The organism is Salipiger sp. ABN3_019 (genome assembly GCF_056158605.1).
Genome location: NZ_JBSWTP010000010.1, coordinates 208,292 through 227,119 on the forward strand (window position 1 = coordinate 208,292; position 18,828 = coordinate 227,119).

The following is an 18,828-nucleotide window of genomic DNA, read 5'->3' on the forward strand; positions in this document are numbered from 1 at the left end:
CCGGCATTGGTCTTCCGGTTTCATCTAGCACGGAGAGGCCGAAGCGCAAAAGAGAGTTCGCGGCGGCAAACCTCTCTGCCGCAGCGGCACCCGCAAGCCCATTGTTCGCCCCCATGTCCGCCCCTGTGTCCGCTCCCTCGGCCGCGCCCGCTTCAGGTGCACCGCGCCCAGGAAAACTGCGCCCAGGCAAAACCGCGTCCCCGGCTTCTTCTCTTTCCAAATACGCATATCCGGCAGCGCCGCGCGCGATGCCGCCGGGATCGGGCTCAGACCGCCGCCGCCTGCACCTCGGCGACGATGCCGTCGACGACCTGCGCCAGCAGCGCCTCGTCCTCGCATTCGGCCATCACCCGGATCAGCGGCTCGGTGCCCGACTTGCGGATCAGCAGGCGCCCCCGGCCCGAGAGCGTCGCCTCGGCCTCGGCGATGGCCCCCTGCACGCTGGCGGCCTCCAGCGGGGTCTGCCCGGCGCCGAAGCGCACGTTCTTCAGCAGCTGCGGCACCGGCTCGAAGTTGCGCGCAAGGTGGCTCGCGGGCTGGCCGGTGCGCACCATCTCTGCAAGGAACTGCAGCCCCGCCATCAGCCCGTCGCCGGTGGTGGCGTAATCGGTCATCACGATGTGGCCGGACTGCTCGCCGCCGAGGTTGTAGCCCTTGGCGCGCATCATCTCGACCACATAGCGGTCGCCCACTTTGGTGCGGGCCAGCGTCAGCCCCCGGTCATCGAGATAGCGCTCCAGCCCGAGGTTCGACATCACCGTGGCGACCAGCGTGCCGCCCGAGAGCCGGTCTTCCTCGGCCCAGCGGCCCGCCATCAGCGCCATGATCTGATCGCCGTCGGCCACGGTGCCCTTCTCGTCGATCAGGATTACCCGGTCAGCATCGCCATCAAGGCAGATGCCCACATCCGCGCCATGCGCCACCACCGTCTCGGCGGCGGTCTGCGGCTTGGTCGAGCCGCATTGGTCGTTGATGTTGAGCCCGTTCGGATGGGTGCCCACCGGGATCACCTCGGCGCCCAGCTCCCAAAGCACTTCGGGCGCGGCGCGATAGGCGGCGCCATTGGCGCAGTCGATCACCACCTTCATGCCATCGAGGCGCATGCCATGCGGGAAGCTCGACTTCACCCGCTCCTGATAGCGGAAGCGCCCGTCGTCGATGCGTTTGGCGCGGCCGATGTTGCCGGCCTGCGCGGGCTCGACGCCCGAGGCCACCAGCGCCTCGATCTCGCTCTCTGCCTCATCCGACAGTTTGAAACCGTCGGGGCCAAAGAACTTGATGCCATTGTCATGCGCCGGGTTGTGCGAGGCCGAGATCATGATGCCCACATCGGCGCGCATCGACGGCGTCAGCAGCCCCACGGCGGGGGTCGGGACGGGGCCCAGCAGCAGCACGCTCATGCCCGTCGAGGTGAGGCCGGCGGTCAGCGCGGTCTCGAACATATAGCCCGACAGCCGCGTGTCCTTGCCGATCACCACCCGGTGCGTGCCGCCCGCCTCGCGGCGGAAATAGCGCCCGGCGGCGGCGCCGATGGCCAGCGCCATCTCGGCGGTCATCGGGTGCATATTGGCGGTGCCGCGCACCCCGTCGGTTCCGAACAGTTTGCGACTCATCTGGAGCCTCCTTCTTCGACAGCCTGCCAGAGCGTCAGCGCCTGACGGGTTTGCGGCACGTCGTGCACACGGATGATCTGGATCCCCTGTGCCGCCCCGGCAAGGGCAACAGCGATGGATCCGGGAAAACGTTGCGCGGCGTCACCCTCGCCCGAGAGCTTGCCGATGAAGCCCTTGCGCGAAACGCCCAGCAGGATGGCGCAGCCGAGCCCATGAAAAATCGACAGCCCGTTCAGCAGCGCAAGGTTCTGCTCCAGCGTCTTGGCAAAGCCGATGCCGGGATCGACGACGATCTTCTCGCGCGGCAGCCCGGCATGTTCGAGCGCGTGGATCTGCGTCTCGAGGAAGTCATAGACGTCGAGCAGCACGTCCTCATAGTCGGTCTCGGAGGTCATCGTCTCGGGGGTGCCGCGCATATGCATGACGCAGACCGGCAGGCGCGCGGAGGCGCAAAACTCGGTCATCTCGGGATCGAAGACGAGGCCCGAGACATCGTTGATCAGCGTCGCCCCGGCCTCGGCGGCGGCGCGGGCGACGGCGGCCTTGCGGGTGTCGACCGAGATCGGCACACCCTTCAGCGCCTCGGTCACCGGCACGACGCGGGCGATCTCTTCGGCCACCGGCACCTCGGGCGCGCCGGGGCGGGTGCTCTCGCCGCCGATGTCGAGGATCTCGGCGCCATCGTCCAGCATCTGCCGCGCGCGGGCGATGGACTCGGCCACCGAGCCATCGGTGCCGCCGTCCGAGAAACTGTCGGGCGTGACGTTGAGGATGCCCATGATCCGGCAGCCCTGCATCGACAGGCCCGCCACAGGCTCGCGCGGGGCGGTCAGCCGGGCCAGCACGTCCTGCGGCACTTCGGCGGCGGGGATCACCGTGACCGGCGCGCCGCGGGCATGGCGCGCGCAATGGGTGAACCAATGCGGGCCACCCGCCAGCGGCAGGGCATCCTCTGGGCGGGGCGTGGCGGTCTGGACGAGCGGTCGGTATCGGGCAGTCATTCTAGTGCTGTGCCCGATGCGCTGCGGCTTGGCAAGCCGGGGCTGCCGGGCTCAGAGGCTGGGGTTTCCAACTGTTACAGATCGCGCGGGCACGGTCACATCCGCGGGCGGCTCTTCGCCGATCATCACCAGTTCGCGCGCCTCCATCAGCCCGGCGAACCACGCGGCCAGCTCTGCCGGATCTTCGGGGTGGGCGTGATGCCCGGCGGGCGTGTCGAGCACGATCTTCGAGGGTGCCCAGATGCAGCTCTGGCCGTTCTTCATCGCCCAGTCGAGTTCGGTCCGGGTGGCCACCACCTTGGCGCGGGGATCGCGCGCGGCAAGCGTCCATGCGTTCTGTTCGATGGCCAGAAGGTCGATCCGGCGCTGCGCCAGCGGATGCGCGGCGCTGGGGCGGGGGCCGTCCGGCAAACCGACGCAGAGGATCACCGGCGCGCCCAAAGCCTCGGCCTGATCGAGCCAGCCCTTAAGCGCGGCATCCGCGATGGCGGCGTTCGACAGGTAGATCACCCGCGGGTGCGGCCGCTCGCGCGCCGCATCCTGCGCCGAGCCCACCGGCTCGCCGTCGCGGGCGCGGACGATCTCGACCCCCAGCGCACCGGGGCCGCGATCCAGCTTCTCGATCCGCACGAAGACCCGCAGCGCCTGCGGCTCCAGCAGGATGCGCTCGGCGATGCGCTCGGCCAGCGTCTCCAGCAGGTTGAGCCGTTCGGCCTCCAGCTCGGCGGCGATGGCCTCGGTCACCTTGTCGTAAGAGAGGATCAGATCGACGTCGTCTTCCAGCGCGCCCTTACCGGGGGCCACTTCGACCACGACATTGAAGCGCACGCGCTGCGGATGGCCGCGCTCGGCCTGAAAGGCGCCGATCTCGACCTCGACCACATGGTCACGCAGCGAGATACGGTCGCGCGGCGTTTCGCCCGCGGTGGCAATGGCGCGTTCGTCGGGATGGGCGAAGGCGAGGCGGATTTCGTCGGCCATGGCAGCGGCTCCGAATGGAAAAGTGCCGCCTCTCTAGCAGGGGCTTTCCGCAAGGGCGACCCCGCGAACGTCGCCGCGGGGACGAAAAGCGGCCTCAGTTCGAGCTGACGCGATACCCGGCGCGATAAAAGTAATGCGCGCCGATGCTGGCGGTCTTGGTGAACTTGCGCGCCCAGCTGGGGCGCACGGCGCGGGTGTGATAGAAGGTGGCGCCCTTGGTCAGCACGCGCGGCGCGCCGGTCATCACCGCCTTGGCGACTTTCGCCACGCGGTCCCAAGCGGCCTTTTCGCTCACATGCTCGGGGCGGCCATCGCAGGTGTAGGAGAACTGGCAGGCGTGCAGCCGCCCGGTGCCCTGATTGACCACGCCGCAGATCGAGCCGGGGAAGCGCGGGCTGTCGACCCGGTTCATGATCACCTCGGCCACCGCGAACTGACCCTGCAGGCTTTCGCCGCGGGCCTCGAAGTACAGCGCTTCTGCGAGGCACTGGAACTGCGCGCCGCCCGTGGCCTGGGGCTGGGTGGCGAGCCAGCTCTTGTCGTAGCTCGGCCCTTTCACCGCGCTGGCAGAGATCGGGGTGATCATGCTGCGCAGATGCGAAGAATTTGCGGAACGAAGTGCGCTCTGCTCGAGTTTAACGAGGTGACGGATACTATCATGCTGAATGTCAGCACGAGCGGGCAGGGCTGCCCAAAAGGCAGCGATGGCGATCGCGATGGCACGAAACATTCTGGGCTCTCACATCTCGGGGAGGCTAACGCAGGGTTGCCGAAATCTGGGGCGATTTACAAAAATGTCGCCTAATGGTCCAGCCTGATGGAGTCACACAAAAGTATCGGTGCCGTATCCTTTCGAGGGAAACGGCTTATTTAGGGCGAAAATCGGGCAAAACCTACCCGATCTTGTGTTTGATCGCGAGCTGTGCGGCAGCAAGTCGCGCCACCGGAACCCGGAACGGAGAGCAGCTCACATAGTCGATGCCCGCCTCTCGGCAGAATGCAATCGAATCAGGATCGCCGCCATGCTCGCCGCAAATCGACAGCATGATTCCCCCGTTACCGTGTCTTCCGCGCTCCACTCCGATGCGGATCAACTCGCCCACACCCTCGGGATCGAGCCGGTGGAACGGGTCCTCGGCAAAGACGCCCTGCTGCACGTAATGCGACATGAAGCGCCCCGCGTCGTCGCGCGAGAGGCCATAGGTCATCTGCGTAAGGTCGTTGGTGCCGAAAGACATGAAGTCGGCATGCTGGGCGATCTCGTCGGCGCGCAGACAGGCGCGCGGGGTTTCGACCATCACGCCGAGCGAATAGTCGAAATCGCGCCCGCGCTCATTGCGCACGGCGGCGGCCACCGCGTCGATGCGCGTCTTGACCAGTTCCACCTCTTTCATCGCCGAAACGAGCGGCAGCATGATCTCGGGCTCGACCGGGGCACCGTCCTGCGAGGCGTCGATCGTGGCCTCAAAGATGGCGCGGGCCTGCATGTCGTAGATCTCGGGCACCGCGATGCCGAGACGCACGCCGCGCATGCCCAGCATCGGGTTGTATTCACCCATGGATTCCACCCGCCGCGTCACATCGCTGACCGGCAGATCCAGCGCCTCGGCGAGATCGCGCAGCCCGGCGCGGTCGGTGGGCAGGAACTCGTGCAGGGGCGGATCGAATAGGCGGATGCAGACGGGCATGCCTTCCATGATCCGGAAAAGCTCTGTGAAATCCGCGCGTTGCATCGGAAGCAGGCGCGCCAGCGCGGCCTTGCGGTCATCGGGGCTGTCGGCAAAGATCATCTCGCGCATCGGCGTGATGCGATCCGCCTCAAAGAACATATGCTCGGTCCGGCACAGGCCGATCCCCTGCGCCGCAAAGTTGCGGGCCGTGGCGGCATCGGCGGGCGTGTCGGCGTTGGCGCGGATGCCGATGTCGCGCGCCTCATCGGCCCATGACATGAACGTATGGAAGGCGTCGTCCAGCGCCGCCTCGACCATCTGCGGAGCCCCGGCCAGCACCTGACCCGACGAGCCGTCGATGGTGATCACATCGCCCTCGCTGAAGCGGCGACCGTCCTGCGAAATCAGCACCTTATCGTTCAGCCGGAAGCCCATGTTCGCGGCGCCCACCACCGAAGGCAGGCCAAGGCCGCGGCCGATCACCGCCGCATGGCTGGTCATGCCGCCGCGCTCGGTCAGCACCGCGGCGGCCACATGCATGCCGCGCACGTCCTCGGGCGAGGTCTCGCGGCGGACAAGGATGCAGGGCTCGCCACGCGCGGCAGAGGCCTGCGCCTCGGCGGCGTTGAAGACGATCTTGCCGGTGGCCGCACCGGGCGAGGCGGCCACGCCGCGTCCGATCACATCGCGCTCGGCCTCGGGCGAGACCTGCCGGTGCAGCAGTTCCGAAAGCCCGCGCGGTTCGACCCGCATCAGCGCCTCTTCGCGGCTGATGATGCCATCCTCGGCCAGCCGCACGGCGATGCGCAGCGCGGCACGGGGCGAGCGTTTCACCCGCACCCCGTCAAGGATGTGCACGCGGCCATTTTCCAGCGTGAACTCGATCTGCATCTCGGCGCGCAGCCGCTGGCGCATCAGCCGAGCGTGGCTTTTGAGTTGCTCGAACGCCTCCGGCGCCATCTCTTCCAGCGACGGCCCGCGCCGGTCGCGCTCCAGAAACAGCGCTTCGCCTTCATTGTGCAGCGCCTCGCGGCCCTGACTCTGGTGCAGGTAGCGCCCGGTGATCTGCGGCAGCCCGGTGTCGGAATTGACCAGCTGCAGCACGCCCGAGCCGCATTCGCCCGCGCCCAGACCCAGCGCCATCTCTTGCACGATCAGGCCCAGCCCGGCATCCACCGGCGCGCCCTTGGCCTGCCGCAGCAGCCGCGCCGTGGTGCCTTCCCATGCCCGCGCCATGGTGCGCAGCACCGCTGCAAGCTGCACTGCCGCATCCTGCGGGAAGGGCTCTTCGGCCTCTTCCTCATAGGCGTGCAGCGCATCGGTCAGCCCCTGCTGGCCGGTGCTTTCGATCTCTTCAAAGACATCCGGGTCCAGCCGCGCCACATGGATCGCGTAGCTGACCACGAACCGCATATAGAGCGCCGAGGCCGCCTCGGCGCCGAGGCTGTCGGAATATTCCACAAAGGTGGCGTCATTCATCCCGATGTTCAGCACCGAGCCGGGCCCGCCCCAATCAGGGTCCTCGGACGAGGGGCGCACGCACAGCAGCGTGCCCGGCGGGAACTGCGCAAGGATCAACTCTGGCGGCGGCATTTCGCCCTGCGCGATGCGATGCACCGTCTCAAAGCTCAGCGCCACGGTGCGCGGCACCGGCAGGTCAAGCCGAACCAGCCGCTGCAGGCATTTCGCCCGGCCGCCATGGGTCGGCGTCGCGATGGGCGCCGAGGGGGTGATCAGCGTGACATGCGGGTCATCGGCCTGCGTGTCGGGTCGGTATGTGTCGGGCATGACAGGCCCCTGTTACTCTGCGCTGCAGAATAGCCCGGAAAAGGGGCCGTGCCCTAACATCTTTTACGGCACGGCCTCTGTGACGGGACGTTACGGCACCACGAGCGCCGCCTCTGGGGCAGGGGCGTCAGCCCTCGACCCGGCTCAGATCGGCCACTTGCAGACAGATCTGGCGAATGCGCGACAGCAGGTTCAGCCGGTTGCGGCGCACCACCTGATTGTCCGAGTTCACCTGAACCGCCTCGAAGAAGGCGTCGATCGGCGCGCGCAGGCCCGCCATCGCGCCCATGGCGGCGGCGAAATCTTCGGCCTCCATCGCGGGCTTGATCTCGGCCTCGGCCTTGTCGAGCGCGGCAAACAGCGCCTTTTCCTCGTCGCTTTCGGCGAATTTCGGATCGGCGCCAAAGCTGTATTCGACCCCGTCCTTCTCTTCGGCCTGCGTCAGGATGTTGTTGGCGCGCTTGAAGCCCTGCACGAGGTTCTCGCCATCGTCGGTGCCAAGGAAGGCGCCAAGCGCCTCGGCGCGTTTCACCACCAGCAGCAGATCGTCCGAGCCGGGCATCGCCAGCACGGCGTCGATCACATCGTGGCGGATGCCTTCGCCCTTGAGGTGCACCTTCAGGCGGTCGTGGAAGAAGGTCAGCAGATCATCCGACAGATCCGGCACCACCTTGCCGACCTTGCGCAGCACCGAACCCTCCTCGGCGGGGGCCTTGTCCTCGAACTTGCTCAGAACCGCCTTGAACGCCGCGCCAAAGACGCCGTGATCGGCGATCTCGTCGATCAGCGTGTCGAGCGCTTCAAGCTCTGCCTCTTCGGCCTCGGCATGCAGATGCGCCTTCTGGCGCACGATCTGCGCGTCGATGTAGCGATCCAGCGGCAGGCGCAGACCGTTCGACAGCACCAGACGGATCACCCCAAGCGCCGCACGGCGCAGCGCGAAGGGGTCCTTCGAGCCGGTGGGCTTCTCGTCGATCGCCCAGAAGCCGGTCAGCGTGTCGAGCTTGTCGGCCAGCGCCACCGAGACAGAGACCGGCGCGGTCGGCACGTCGTCCGACGGGCCAAGCGGCGAGTAATGCTCTTGGCAGGCGGCGGCCACTTCCGCGGGCAGCTGCGCGGCGGTGGCATAATAGCGACCCATCAGGCCCTGAAGTTCGGGGAACTCATAGACCATTTCCGACGACAGATCGGCCTTGGCCACGGTGGCGGCTTGCTGCGACAGCGCAGCATCGGCGCCCACGGCAGGGGCCAGTTCCGCCGCCAGCGCGGCGATGCGCCCGATGCGGTCCTTCTGGCTGCCCAGCTTGTTGTGGAAGGTCACATTGCCCAGACGGTCGGTCCATGCGGTGAGCCCTTCGGATTTGGCCACGCGCAGGTCGTTCTCCCAAAAGAACTTGGCGTCCGACAGGCGCGCCGACAGAACCTTCTGGTTGCCCGCAAGGATGGTCGCGCCATCGTCGGCGGTCTCGATGTTGGCGACGGTGACAAAGCGCTCGATCTGGCCCGACGCGGTGTTTTTCACCGAAAAGAACTTCTGGTGCTCTTTCATCGAGGTCTGCAGCACCTCGGGCGGCAGTTGCAGGAATTCCGCGCCGATCTCGCCCATCAGCACCACCGGCCATTCCACCAGCCCGGCCACTTCGGCGAGCAGGCCGCGGTCCTCGACCACCTCCAGCCCGGCGGCAAAGGCGCGGTTGGTGGCGTCATGCCAGATGGTGTCGGCGCGCTCGGCGGGGTTCAGCACCACTTTGGCGCGCTTGAGCTTGGCCTCGTAGTCGTCGAACGAGCTGACCTCAAACGCATCCGGCCCCATGAAGCGGTGGCCGCGCGTGGTCTTGCCCGCGACGATCCCGTCGATCTCCAGCGGCACCACTTCGGCACCCTGCTCGTCGGTCAGCAGGCACAGGATCGAATGCAGCGGACGCACCCAGCGCAGCGAGCCCGCGCCCCAGCGCATGGACTTCGGCCACGGGAAATTGCGGACGGTCTTTTCCAGCACCTCGGCAACGATCTCGGCAGCCGGGCGACCGGGCTTTTCGATGATGGCGAAAAGCACGCGGCCCTTCTTGTCCTCACGCTCTTCGCACTGCTCGCGGGTCACCCCGGCGCCGCGCAGAAAGCCCTCGATGGCCTTTTCCGGCGCGTCGACTTTGGGGCCACGGCGCTCTTCGCGGGTGGCGGGCGAGGCGGCCAGCAGGCCCTGAACGGTCAGCGTCAGGCGGCGCGGGGTCGAGAAGGCGGCGGCACCGGCATAGGTCAGACCGGCCTCGACCAGACCGTCGGTGACGAGCTTCTTCAGGTCCTCGGCGGCACGCGATTGCATCCGGGCCGGGATTTCTTCGGAAAAGAGTTCGATCAGCAGGTCGGGCATGGTCTCACCAGGATAAATTTCGCCTGCGGGGATAGACCCCAATGGCGCTGGCGTCCAGCCGTTTGCGGGAAACTCCTGCGCGCTTTGGCGCGCGCAGGCGCGCTGGCTCAGCTGCGGGGCATTTTCAGCACGACATTGCGCCCGGATTTGACGTAGCGCAGCTCGTCGCTGTCAATCGCCGCGATGCGGCCGCCGTCGATCCGATCCCCCACCTGCACCTTCTGGTATTTGCCCGAGGGCAGGCGCACCAGCGCGCGGCGGTCCGAGTCCTTGCCGTAGATGCCGATCAGCGCCACGTCACGCAGGTCGATCTGATGACGCTGCGTGGCATTGCCGGCCACACCCGCACTTTGCGGCACGCTCGGCCCGGCGGGAATCTGCGCCGCCTGCTGGCGGGCGTCCTCGACGATCGTCTCCATGGTGCGCGGGCGCGGCAGCGGCGTCAGCGAAGCCCCGATGGCCTGCTCTGTGGTCGGCAGATCCAGCGCCGCGGCCTCTTCTTGCGGGGTCAGCGGGCGCATCTGCGGGCGCATCTGCTCAAGCTCGGCCAGCGAGACACCGCCCAGCACCGCGCGCTCGGTCTGTTCAATGAGATCGCCGGGGCGGCCCTGCGGGCGGAACTGCTGCAGTGCCGGATCCGCGTCGGTGGCCAGAGCGGCGGTGGTCAGAACCTCGTCCTGCGTCTCTGCCGCCTCCGTGTCCGCTGGCGTTGCGGGCGCATCGGCCTCGGCGGTCTCGTTGGCGTCGGGCGCGGTCTCGCTCTGCGGTGCGGCCTCGGGCGTGGCCTGCACCTCCGGCGCACTGGCCGGGTCGGGATCGCGCAGCGGCGGGGTCTGCGGCGGCAGGCCGGTAAAGATCCGCACCCCGTCGGGCGAGACGGTGCCCTCGGGCGTCGCCTTCACCAGCCCGCGGTCGTCGAGATCAAAGCGCACGCCCGGACCGGGCGGCAGGCGCACTGGCTGCAGGCCAAGGTCCTCGCGCGGGGTGCCATCGAGATCGGGCAGGGCCACGGCGTCGAACTGCTGCACCTCGGGGTCGATCGAGGCGACATAGACGTCTTCGGCATCGGTGAGCGGCGGGCGGTTCGGCGCATTGGGCGCGCGCTGCCAGATGCCGTCGACGGCATAGCGCGCGGCGGCGTCATCGGCGCTCATCCGGGTGCGCGGGGTCATCCCCGGCTCGAGCGGCGGCGCATCCTCCAGCCCCTCGCTGGCGGCGGGCGGCAGTTCCAGCGCGGCCAGTTCGGCATCGCCAGCCTCTTCCTCGGCTGCGAGCGCAGGCGCCACCTCGGCCACATCGGTCTCGGTCTCTGTGCTTGTTTCCGTGCTTGCAGGCGCGGTCAGCGGCGCAGCGGGGGTTTCGCGCGGCGCAAAGAACTGAGCGATCTCATCCTTCATGAAGACCGACGCCCAAGCGGCGACGCCCAGCAGGAAGAGCAGCAGCAGAAGCGTCAGCACAAGCCCGAGGAAGCGCGGCTTGCCGCCCACCTTCTGGCCGCTGCGGGCGCCGAAGATGGTCATCTGTTCGCGTTCCTGCTCGGGGCTGAGCGAACTGGCGGCGCGGCGCGCGGTGGCACTCTGGTCACTCTGGCCCTGCCCACCCTGTCCCAACTCACGCTGCAGCGCGGCCACGCGGGCGCGGCCCGACACGGGCGTCACGCCAGAGGGGTCCACCGGCTCCGACACCGGCGGGCGCGGCGTGACCTGCTTGATGCCCTGCGTGGTTTCCGAGCCGGTCTGCGGCTCGGGCGGGGTTTTGATCGGGGCAAAGCTCGGACGCGAGGCCGCCTGCGGGGCGCTGGCGCCATTGGCGCCACTTGGCGCCTCGCGGCGTTTGCCAAAGCCAAAGCCGCGGCGTTTGGCGCTCGCCTCCGGCGCATCGGGTTTCGCCTCCGGCTCGGGGGCAGGCGCGGCGGCGCGCAGATCTTTCCCTTTGGGCGCAGCGACATGGGTGCGGCCCATGGTCAGGCGCGGCGCGGCTTCGGGCGCCGGAGGCACGGCGTCGCGGCTTGCGCGGACGCTGCTGAAGCTCGGCGCGGCGGGCGGCGCCGTGGGCGCGCTCATCGCCGGGCGGGCCGCGGTCTGCAATTCAGGTTCAGGCGTGGGTTCAGGCGCGGGTTCGGGGAACTCTGGCAAAGGCGGCGCGGGCTCCGGGTCGCTCTGGGCGGCGGTCGGCTCTTCCGGCGCTTTGCTGGGCTCGGTGACGGGCTCGGGCTCTGCCGGAGCGGACGGCACTTCAGCGGAGGCAGTGGACTCTGCGCTGTCCGAAGCTGTTGCCGAAGCAGCGGGCGCTGCTGCCGCAACAGCAGTGGCAGAGGTCTCCTCCGCTGCGTGTTCCGCCCCGTGTTCCGGCTCAGCTTCGGGCTCCAGCAAGATCACCTTGGCCGGACGCTCGGGCGCGGCCCCGGTCCATCCGCTCGCCGGGCCGAAATAGGCCGCGCCGCGGAAAGTGCCCGAGGGCGGGATCGCGGCGAACATCACCGGCTCGAACCCGCGCTCGCGCAGGAAAGCCTCGGCCTCGTTCATCGTCTCGCGCGCCACCGCAGCCCCGAGCAAAGTCGTGCCTGAGAGCGACCAGTCAAGCACCAGATCGGCCACCGGGTAGGGCGTCGCCCCATCGAGCGCCGCCTCAAGCGCCGCGCGCCGCACGGACTGGCTGTCGCCGGGGTCGGGCAATTCGATGTAGCGCACCTGATCGTTGGGCAGGAAGATCGCCACCTCTGTCCCCGCGGGGTCAGCCTCGAGCGCGCGGCTGCGCAGCCCGTCAAATGCCCCGGCGGAAAACGGAGCCTCGGCCAAGGGCCGCCAGCCGCCCGCCTGTCGGCGCAGCAGGGTCAGGCCCTCGGAGGAAAGCGAAAGCGCGAAATCTGGTACCATGCGCGGGTCTCTAGCACTGCTCTTGGAGCTATGGGAGTCTCGGGGCTCCTTGCCCTCATCCTACAGCAGGTCTTCGCTCAGCGAAAGAACCGGGCGCTGCCGGGACTTGCCGCGAGGCCCCGCGATACCGACATTGTGAGGCGGACTTCAAGTGAAAGGATGTTTCCATGCGCAGAGTTTCGCGCCCCATGTCCCGCCCAAAGACGCGCTCGGTGAAAAGCCATGTCGCGCTGATGGCCGCCACCTGCCTTGCCCTTGCCGCCCCGGCGGTTGCCATGGCGCAGGAGGCGCAGGCGCCGCGGATCACCGTCACCGGTGAGGGCGAAGTGGCGGCCACGCCCGATATGGCGCGGGTCAGCCTTGGGATCACTGCGCAGAACGCCAAGGCGGATGCGGCGATGAACGAGGCCTCGCAGGTGGCCGAGACGCTGATCGCCCGGCTTGATGAATTGGGGATTGAGGCGCGCGACCGGCAAAGCTCGGACATCTCGCTGCGGCCGCTCTGGTCGGGTGGCAACGATGGCACCGAGCGGGTGATCAGCGGCTTTGAAGCGGGCAACCAGCTGAGCGTCCGGGTGCGCGATCTGGACCGGCTCGGCGAGGTGCTGGGCGCGGTGCTTGAAGACGGGGCGAACCAGCTGTCGGGGCTGAGCTTTGGCCTGCAGGATCCAAAGCCGGTGATGGAAGACGCGCGCCGCGCGGCGGTAGAGGACGCGATGCAGAAGGCCCGCGTTCTGGCCGAGGCGGCGGGGCTGAGCCTCGGGCCGGTGCTCTCGATCGCCGAGGCCGGTGGCGGCGGGCAGGCCCCCGCACCGATGATGGAGATGGCGCGGGCCTCCGCGGTGCCCGTGGCGGCGGGCGAGACGGTGCTGAGCACGCAGGTCACCATGGTCTTTGAGCTGGGCGAGGCGGCGGAGTAAATCGCCGTCCCCGCGGGGACGGTGCCAAAGCGGCGGCCCTATTGATTGTCCCCGCGGATCCCTGTCCCCGCGGGGACAGCCATCTCAGGAGGTGGGTTTGGGCGTGACCGTGCTCCCGGCGGTGCGCAGGTCCACGATCTTTTTGAATAGGTCGAACCAGAACTGCGCGCCCAGCGTGACCCCGAAGGCGATGAGCACCCAGCCGATGACCTGCGGCACTGAGGGCCAGTGATACCCCTTATCTTCCGGCGCGGTGCCGCAGGCGCGACTGAATAGGGGGATCAGCGCTTCGCCATCGCGAGGCGGCTGGCAGGTCCATCCGAGCGGCACCTCAAGCTTGCCCAGCGAGGCAACGGCAGCGTCATAGGCTGTTTGCGCCGATGTCTGGTCCGAGGCGGAGCCCTCGGCAAGACCATTTTCTTCAAGATCTTCTATGATCGATTTCGCCAGTTCGGTACGTGCAGGCAGCGTCTCTTGCGCCATCAGTTGCTCGGTATAGCCGAGGAGGTCGATGTTCGAGCCCGCGGCCAGCACAAAGCCGATCACAAAGAGCATCTTGCGTGTGCTGCGCAGATACCACCCCTGCGCGCGGGCGATGAGTTCGGCGTATTCGGCCTCAAGGGCGATCCGTCGGCGGTCAAGTGTGGTGCGGAACTCTGCCATTTCACTCTCGATCAGCGCCGAGAGCTCGGCCACCCCGCGCAGGGCCATTTGCCGGTTCAACTCGCCAATCGGCAATGCAGTGAGGCTCTGCTCGAGAAGCGCGCGATAGTCCTCGCGCTCCTTGTTGGCCCGGGTTTCGAGCTTGGCCATCTCGTCGGGGTCGAGCAGCACGGCCAGGACGGAAAGCGCGGCCTGCCGGGGCTCGATCGCCGAGGGACGCCGCCTGATCGATGTGATGGTTCCCGAAAGGCTGCGTGGACGCATCAGAGCCTTTATCTCCGGGCGATCGTAAAAGGCCTTCACCAGATCAGGCTCAGGAGAGACTTTCTGTCCGGAGCCCTTTGCCTTCTTCTTCTCGCGTTCAAGCAGGTTGTGGATCACCTGTGCCAGCGTCTTGCCGCGCAGATTGCGCAGGTTGTCGGCGATGGCCTCATTGATGGCGGTGGCGAGAAGGGTGAAAACGACCATGACCGCAAGAACGCAGATCGCGGCGTCGAAGAGCGCTGGAAGCGACATAGCTGTCTCCATGGGGAATTGGCGGGTCCGGGCCAGAGTGCGGGCGGAACCTTAGGAAGCCGTTAACCAAGATCGGGAAGCGCGCGGGGGCGGCATAGGGCAGCCCCCGGCTGGCTGTGCGAGGGTGTAGGCGCAGGCCTCAGGTGAAGAAGGGCGAGACGCCGCCGGAGGTGATGACCACGGGCTCCGCCGCTTCATCGAAGGGTTTCACCGTCATCTCAAAGCGGTCCTTGGTGTAGCACAGCGCCTGTTCCTCCAGGATACCAAGGGCAACCTTCTCGCCCATGCGCAGGCTGTCGTAGTAGTCGGTGAAGTAGTGGACGCCCGCCATATTGCGGCCGATCGAAATATTGGCGGCCAGCTTGTTCAACTCGCCCTCGAGCGTGAGGGGCTCTGCTGAAGCGACGGCACGCAAGCAGTGCGTGTTATCGGGATCGATCTCATAGCGCATGGTCTCATACTGCGCGGCATCCACTGCGCCCGGGTCGGGCGGCCTGCGGAACGCGATCTTGCCATCCGGGCCACGCGCGAGAACCGCATCGGTATCGAAGAAGGCCTTGAGGATGGTCACGCAGGCCCCGGCGACGGTGGCGTGACCGGCACCATAGGCCGGGTGCATGGGCGAGCCCTCTTTGAAGGCCATGGGCAGCAGCACCGTGTTCGCGGCTGCGACGCTCTGGTTGTGCGCGCGGATCTTGCTCAGCAGGGTCGAGACCGGGGAGTCGAGCTTTCCGCGCATGGTCTGGAACAGATTGATGCCGGTGGCTGTGTTGATCGCGCTCGCCTTATGGATACGCCCGGCCAGCGCCTCAGGACGCAGGCGGCGATGGTTGTTGAACTTCTGGAAGCGCACGGCCTTGAGCGCGCGGGTCGCCACCTCGGTGACCAGCGTCAGCACATGCGGCCCACCCCAGAGCGCGAAGCCGCCGGTGCCGTGGTTCTTGTACTTGCCCATGCCGGAAAGATGGTCGAACCCCGTGTCGAAGGGCGCTTCCTGTCCCAGAAGGATCAAGCAGGCATTGAGATAGGCCTGATAAAGCGCGTCGAAATGCACATAGGTCGCCATGTCGCGGGGCGTGGTGATGAAGCGCGGGCCGCCCGCGGTGAAGGATTGTTTCTTATTGCCGGGCACATTGGCGCCGTCCTGAATTGCCAGAAAGCTGCCCTCGGTCATCATGTAGTCGTCGCATTCCTCTGCCTGGGGCACGCGCTGGTCGATCCGCTGGGCGCCGTACATGATGTAGCCCTCTTCGGGAGTGGACTTCTGCCCGACAGTCTCGGAGCCCATCAGCAGGAATTGCGACAGATAGGGGCCGGTCTCGACGCCGCGGGTCGAGCCGCGAAAAATCGTGCCGCGGGTGACCGCGCCGGGCTGCTCGGGCGCGGGGAAGGGTTTGCGCGGGCGGGCCGGAATGTCTTCGGGGCCGTCGTCGAGCTCGCCAACGGGCAGGGCCGCCTGTCGGGCGGCTTTGTTTGGGGCGTCCGGCGCAAGCGGATAGCCCGCTTCGCTGGGATAGCCTTCGGTGGCGTATTCAAGGTCATTCAGCCGCGCCACCGCCGCGTCGATGAGGGCGCTTTGCGCGGCCATTGCAGGGTCAGGCGTGTCGTCAGTGAACAGCGCGAAGGGCACGTCGCGCAGCAGGGCAAGCTCGTAGACCTCTGCCATCTCGTAGGTGAGCTGCGCGGAGCCGAGACGGGGCGGCGGCGGCATGGTGACAGCCTGCGGGTCGGGGCCCTGAAGCTCGAAGACATGGCCCGCGGTGGGAGCCTCCCATTGCCGGTAGTCGCTGCCTACGGCAGCGGCAATCGCACTGGCATCATTGAGGCCTAGGGTGAAGAAGTCGACCACGCCTCTGGCGATAAAATGCCGGAACCGGTCGAAATGATCCGGGTCCTGCACAAGAAACGTGGTGCAATTGTGTTTCAGCCCCTTGGTGAAGCTCATGGAGAAATGAAGCGGCTTGGTCGGGTCCTGCCGCCGCTCCAGTTCCTCATCACCGTTCTGGAGATGCTCTTCGGGGCCGCGGTCGGCAGCGATGCTTGTGGCATAGTTGCGGATCGCTTGGGAAAATATCTTTCGGGCTTTGGGATCGTCAATGAGTGTGCCGGGCATTTCGAAAACCTCTGAAATTGCTTTGGATGAATGAAAATGGCGCTCTGCGGAATAAATGAGTGCGCGGCTCTATTACTCGCGCAAAGATATCACGGCACGCGCAGCCCCGAAGTCGGGGATTCATCCTGCTGAGTGGAGGTTTTCCGGACTTCCGCTTTAAAGTATCGGCGGAGGAAACGGTATTTCGGTGCGAAATTGAGGTGCTGGGCGGTTTGTCCTCAGGCGCGGGGCATCACCTCGACGCAGAGCACCGTGGGCAGGTGGCGCACCAGTTCGTCCCAGCTGTCGCCCTCGTCAGAGGAGCCGAAGACCGAGCCCGTGTTGGTGCCGAAATAGACCCCGGCGGGGCTGGCGCTGTCCACCGCCATAGCCTGTCGCAGCACGGTGAAGAAACAGCCCTCTTGCGGCAGCCCTTTGCGGCAGGCCTGCCAGCTTTCGCCACCATCGCGCGAGCGCCAGACGGCGGCGCTGGCCTGGGGCGGGAAACGTCCGGCCATGTCGCCGTTGAGCGGCAGCGTCCAGATCGTGTCGGGATCGCTTGGGTGCACGCCGATGGGAAAGCCGAAGGTCGAGGGCAGTCCGTCGGTGATCTCGTCCCAGCTGCGCCCGCCATCGCGCGAGCGGTACACGCCGTGGTGGTTCTGCTGATAAAGCAGATCGGCCTCGCCCGCCGCGCGGCCCATGTTGTGCACGCAATGCCCGGTCTCATGCTCGTCGCCGGCGGCGGGGTGGCTGCTGGGCTGGCTGGGAGCGTTGGAGCGGCGGTTGCGGCGCTCCCACGTGGTGCCGCCGTCCTCGGTGGCAAAGACCCCGGCGGCGGAGATCGCCAGCCACATGCGTTTCGGATCGGCGGGATCGGTGACGATCGTGTGCAGCGTCAGCCCCGCGGCGCCGGGGTTCCAGCTGTCGGCAGAGGGGTGATTGCGCAGGCTTTCGATTTCGTCCCAGCTGTCGCCGCCATCGCTGCTGGCATAGAGCGCGGCAGGTTTGCCGCCCGCGTAGAGCTTGCCCGGCGTGGCCTTCAGCGACCAAAGCGCCTGCAGCTGCCCGGTGAAGGGCGCCGGGCCGGAGGGCGCGACGCCGAGCTGCGCGGCAAGCTCGGGATCGGCGGCCATCCATTCGTCCATCTGCCCGCCCGCAAGCTTTGACAGCTGCCATGCGCCCGAGCCGTTGCGCCGCCAGACCCCGGCACCGAACCACTCGTTGCCGCCCGCCGCCCAGATGGTGCCGCTTTCCGCATCGCCCGCCATATGGTTGATCGGCCAGCCCTCGCAGAAGGGGCCTTCGGCGGTCCAGCCGGCGTCACCTTGGCTGACCACGAAAGCGCCTTTGGTGGTGCCGACGAGAAGCGTGGGTGCGGTGCTCATGGCGTCTCCTCCTGAGATGGGTTGATATCAACGTACCATGAGTCGCGGCGATCCCTGACGGGCATTTGCGGGGCGCGCGAAAAATCGCGGAAGCGGCGCTTGACCTGGAGCGCGCTCCAGCACCTAGACTGGGGGGCGTCGCACGAAAACGGAGCAGGATGGAGACGGGCATGAAGATCGGAGATCTGGCGCGGCGCACGGGGCTGAGCGTCGACACGCTGCGCTATTACGAGAAGATCGGTCTTTTGCCGCGGGCGGCGCGGGATGACGGCGGGCGGCGGATCTATGACGCCGATACGCTGACTTGGGTGGCGTTCCTGAAACGGCTCAGGACCACCGGCATGCCGATCCGCGACATGCTGCGCTATGCCCGGCTGCGGGCGGAAGGCCCGACCACCGGCCCAGACCGGCAGGCATTGCTGGAAGAGCATCGCGCGGCGGTGCGGGCGCGGGTGGCCGAGCTGCAGTCCTGCCTGACCGTTCTCGACGACAAGATTGCCGGCTATGCCGGTGCCTTATCCGAAAGGACGGATCATGACGCATCAGACACAGACACCGCAGCCCGAGATGACACGGCTGGAGCGCGGCGCGCGGGCGCTGGCGGAGATTGACGGCAGCGCGGGCGAGGCCGTGGTCGCGGCGCTTGCGGATATCGCGCCCGATTTCGCCACGCTGCTGCTCGAGTTTCCCTTTGGCGATATCTACACGCGGCCCGGCCTTGGCCTGCGCGAGCGCGAGGTGGCGACGATCGCGGCGCTCTGCGCCATGGGCACGGCGCAGCCGCAGCTCAAGGTGCATATCGAGGCGGGGCTGAACGTCGGCCTGAGCCGCGAGGAGATCACCGAGATCCTCATGCAGATGGCGGTCTACGCGGGGTTTCCGGCGGCGCTGAACGGGCTGTTTGCCGCGCGGGAGGTCTTTGCCGCGCGCGATGCCGAACCCGCCTGAG

13 protein-coding genes are annotated in these 18,828 nt (G+C 67.4%); 3 read left to right on the forward strand and 10 right to left on the reverse strand.

What is annotated here, in order from left to right; translation table 11 throughout:
• Positions 1 to 266: 266 nt before the first annotated feature.
• The 7 genes from glmM to ACXAD2_RS23045 all read right to left on the reverse strand — a co-directional run bounded on the left by glmM (position 267) and on the right by ACXAD2_RS23045 (position 12,300).
• A complete protein-coding gene (glmM, locus tag ACXAD2_RS23015; protein ID WP_475175563.1) occupies positions 267 to 1,613 on the reverse strand; it encodes a phosphoglucosamine mutase in 1,347 nt (448 codons plus the stop codon).
• Positions 1,610 to 2,614: a dihydropteroate synthase gene (gene folP / locus ACXAD2_RS23020; RefSeq protein WP_475175565.1), complete on the reverse strand. Its 1,005-nt coding sequence runs from the start codon at positions 2,612 to 2,614 to the stop codon at positions 1,610 to 1,612. Before folP ends, glmM begins: the two co-directional genes overlap by 4 nt.
• A 51-nt stretch (positions 2,615 to 2,665) precedes the next feature.
• On the reverse strand, positions 2,666 to 3,595 hold the full coding sequence (locus ACXAD2_RS23025) for a dihydroneopterin aldolase (protein ID WP_475175569.1): 930 nt from the start codon (positions 3,593 to 3,595) through the stop codon (positions 2,666 to 2,668).
• 94 nt (positions 3,596 to 3,689) lie between these two features.
• Positions 3,690 to 4,181, reverse strand: a complete 492-nt coding sequence (locus tag ACXAD2_RS23030) for a cell wall hydrolase (RefSeq protein ID WP_475175571.1) — start codon at positions 4,179 to 4,181, stop codon at positions 3,690 to 3,692.
• 307 nt (positions 4,182 to 4,488) lie between these two features.
• Positions 4,489 to 7,053: a putative PEP-binding protein gene (locus ACXAD2_RS23035; RefSeq protein WP_066108583.1), complete on the reverse strand. Its 2,565-nt coding sequence runs from the start codon at positions 7,051 to 7,053 to the stop codon at positions 4,489 to 4,491.
• A 127-nt stretch (positions 7,054 to 7,180) separates the two neighbouring features.
• Positions 7,181 to 9,424 (reverse strand): glycine--tRNA ligase subunit beta, encoded by a 2,244-nt coding sequence (gene glyS, locus ACXAD2_RS23040; protein WP_475175574.1) that lies wholly within the window; start codon positions 9,422 to 9,424, stop codon positions 7,181 to 7,183.
• Between the two features lie 107 nt (positions 9,425 to 9,531).
• Entirely contained in the window at positions 9,532 to 12,300 is a 2,769-nt protein-coding gene (locus tag ACXAD2_RS23045) for a hypothetical protein (RefSeq protein ID WP_475175575.1), read from the reverse strand.
• Positions 12,301 to 12,467: 167 nt separating this feature from the next.
• On the opposite strand from ACXAD2_RS23045, the gene ACXAD2_RS23050 reads away from it, so the two are divergent.
• A complete protein-coding gene (locus ACXAD2_RS23050; protein WP_475175578.1) occupies positions 12,468 to 13,220 on the forward strand; it encodes an SIMPL domain-containing protein in 753 nt (250 codons plus the stop codon).
• Between the two features lie 84 nt (positions 13,221 to 13,304).
• Here ACXAD2_RS23050 and ACXAD2_RS23055 read toward each other — a convergent pair whose 3' ends face one another.
• From ACXAD2_RS23055 to ACXAD2_RS23065, 3 genes are all read right to left on the reverse strand, one after another.
• Positions 13,305 to 14,399, reverse strand: a complete 1,095-nt coding sequence (locus ACXAD2_RS23055; protein ID WP_475175580.1) for a hypothetical protein — start codon at positions 14,397 to 14,399, stop codon at positions 13,305 to 13,307.
• Between the two features lie 139 nt (positions 14,400 to 14,538).
• The gene (locus ACXAD2_RS23060; RefSeq protein WP_475175584.1) at positions 14,539 to 16,512 is read right to left on the reverse strand and encodes a vanadium-dependent haloperoxidase; all 1,974 of its coding nucleotides are present in this window, start codon (positions 16,510 to 16,512) and stop codon (positions 14,539 to 14,541) included.
• A 218-nt stretch (positions 16,513 to 16,730) separates the two neighbouring features.
• Positions 16,731 to 17,879 carry an exo-alpha-sialidase gene (locus tag ACXAD2_RS23065; RefSeq protein ID WP_475175587.1) on the reverse strand — a complete coding sequence of 383 codons (1,149 nt, stop codon included), beginning with the start codon at positions 17,877 to 17,879 and terminating at the stop codon, positions 16,731 to 16,733.
• Between the two features lie 170 nt (positions 17,880 to 18,049).
• Between ACXAD2_RS23065 and ACXAD2_RS23070 the strand changes: the two genes are divergently transcribed.
• Complete coding sequence (locus ACXAD2_RS23070) at positions 18,050 to 18,490, forward strand: MerR family transcriptional regulator (protein WP_475175588.1); 441 nt, start codon at positions 18,050 to 18,052, stop codon at positions 18,488 to 18,490.
• Positions 18,414 to 18,827, forward strand: a complete 414-nt coding sequence (locus ACXAD2_RS23075; RefSeq protein ID WP_475175589.1) for a carboxymuconolactone decarboxylase family protein — start codon at positions 18,414 to 18,416, stop codon at positions 18,825 to 18,827. Before ACXAD2_RS23070 ends, ACXAD2_RS23075 begins: the two co-directional genes overlap by 77 nt.
• Position 18,828 lies beyond the last annotated feature (1 nt).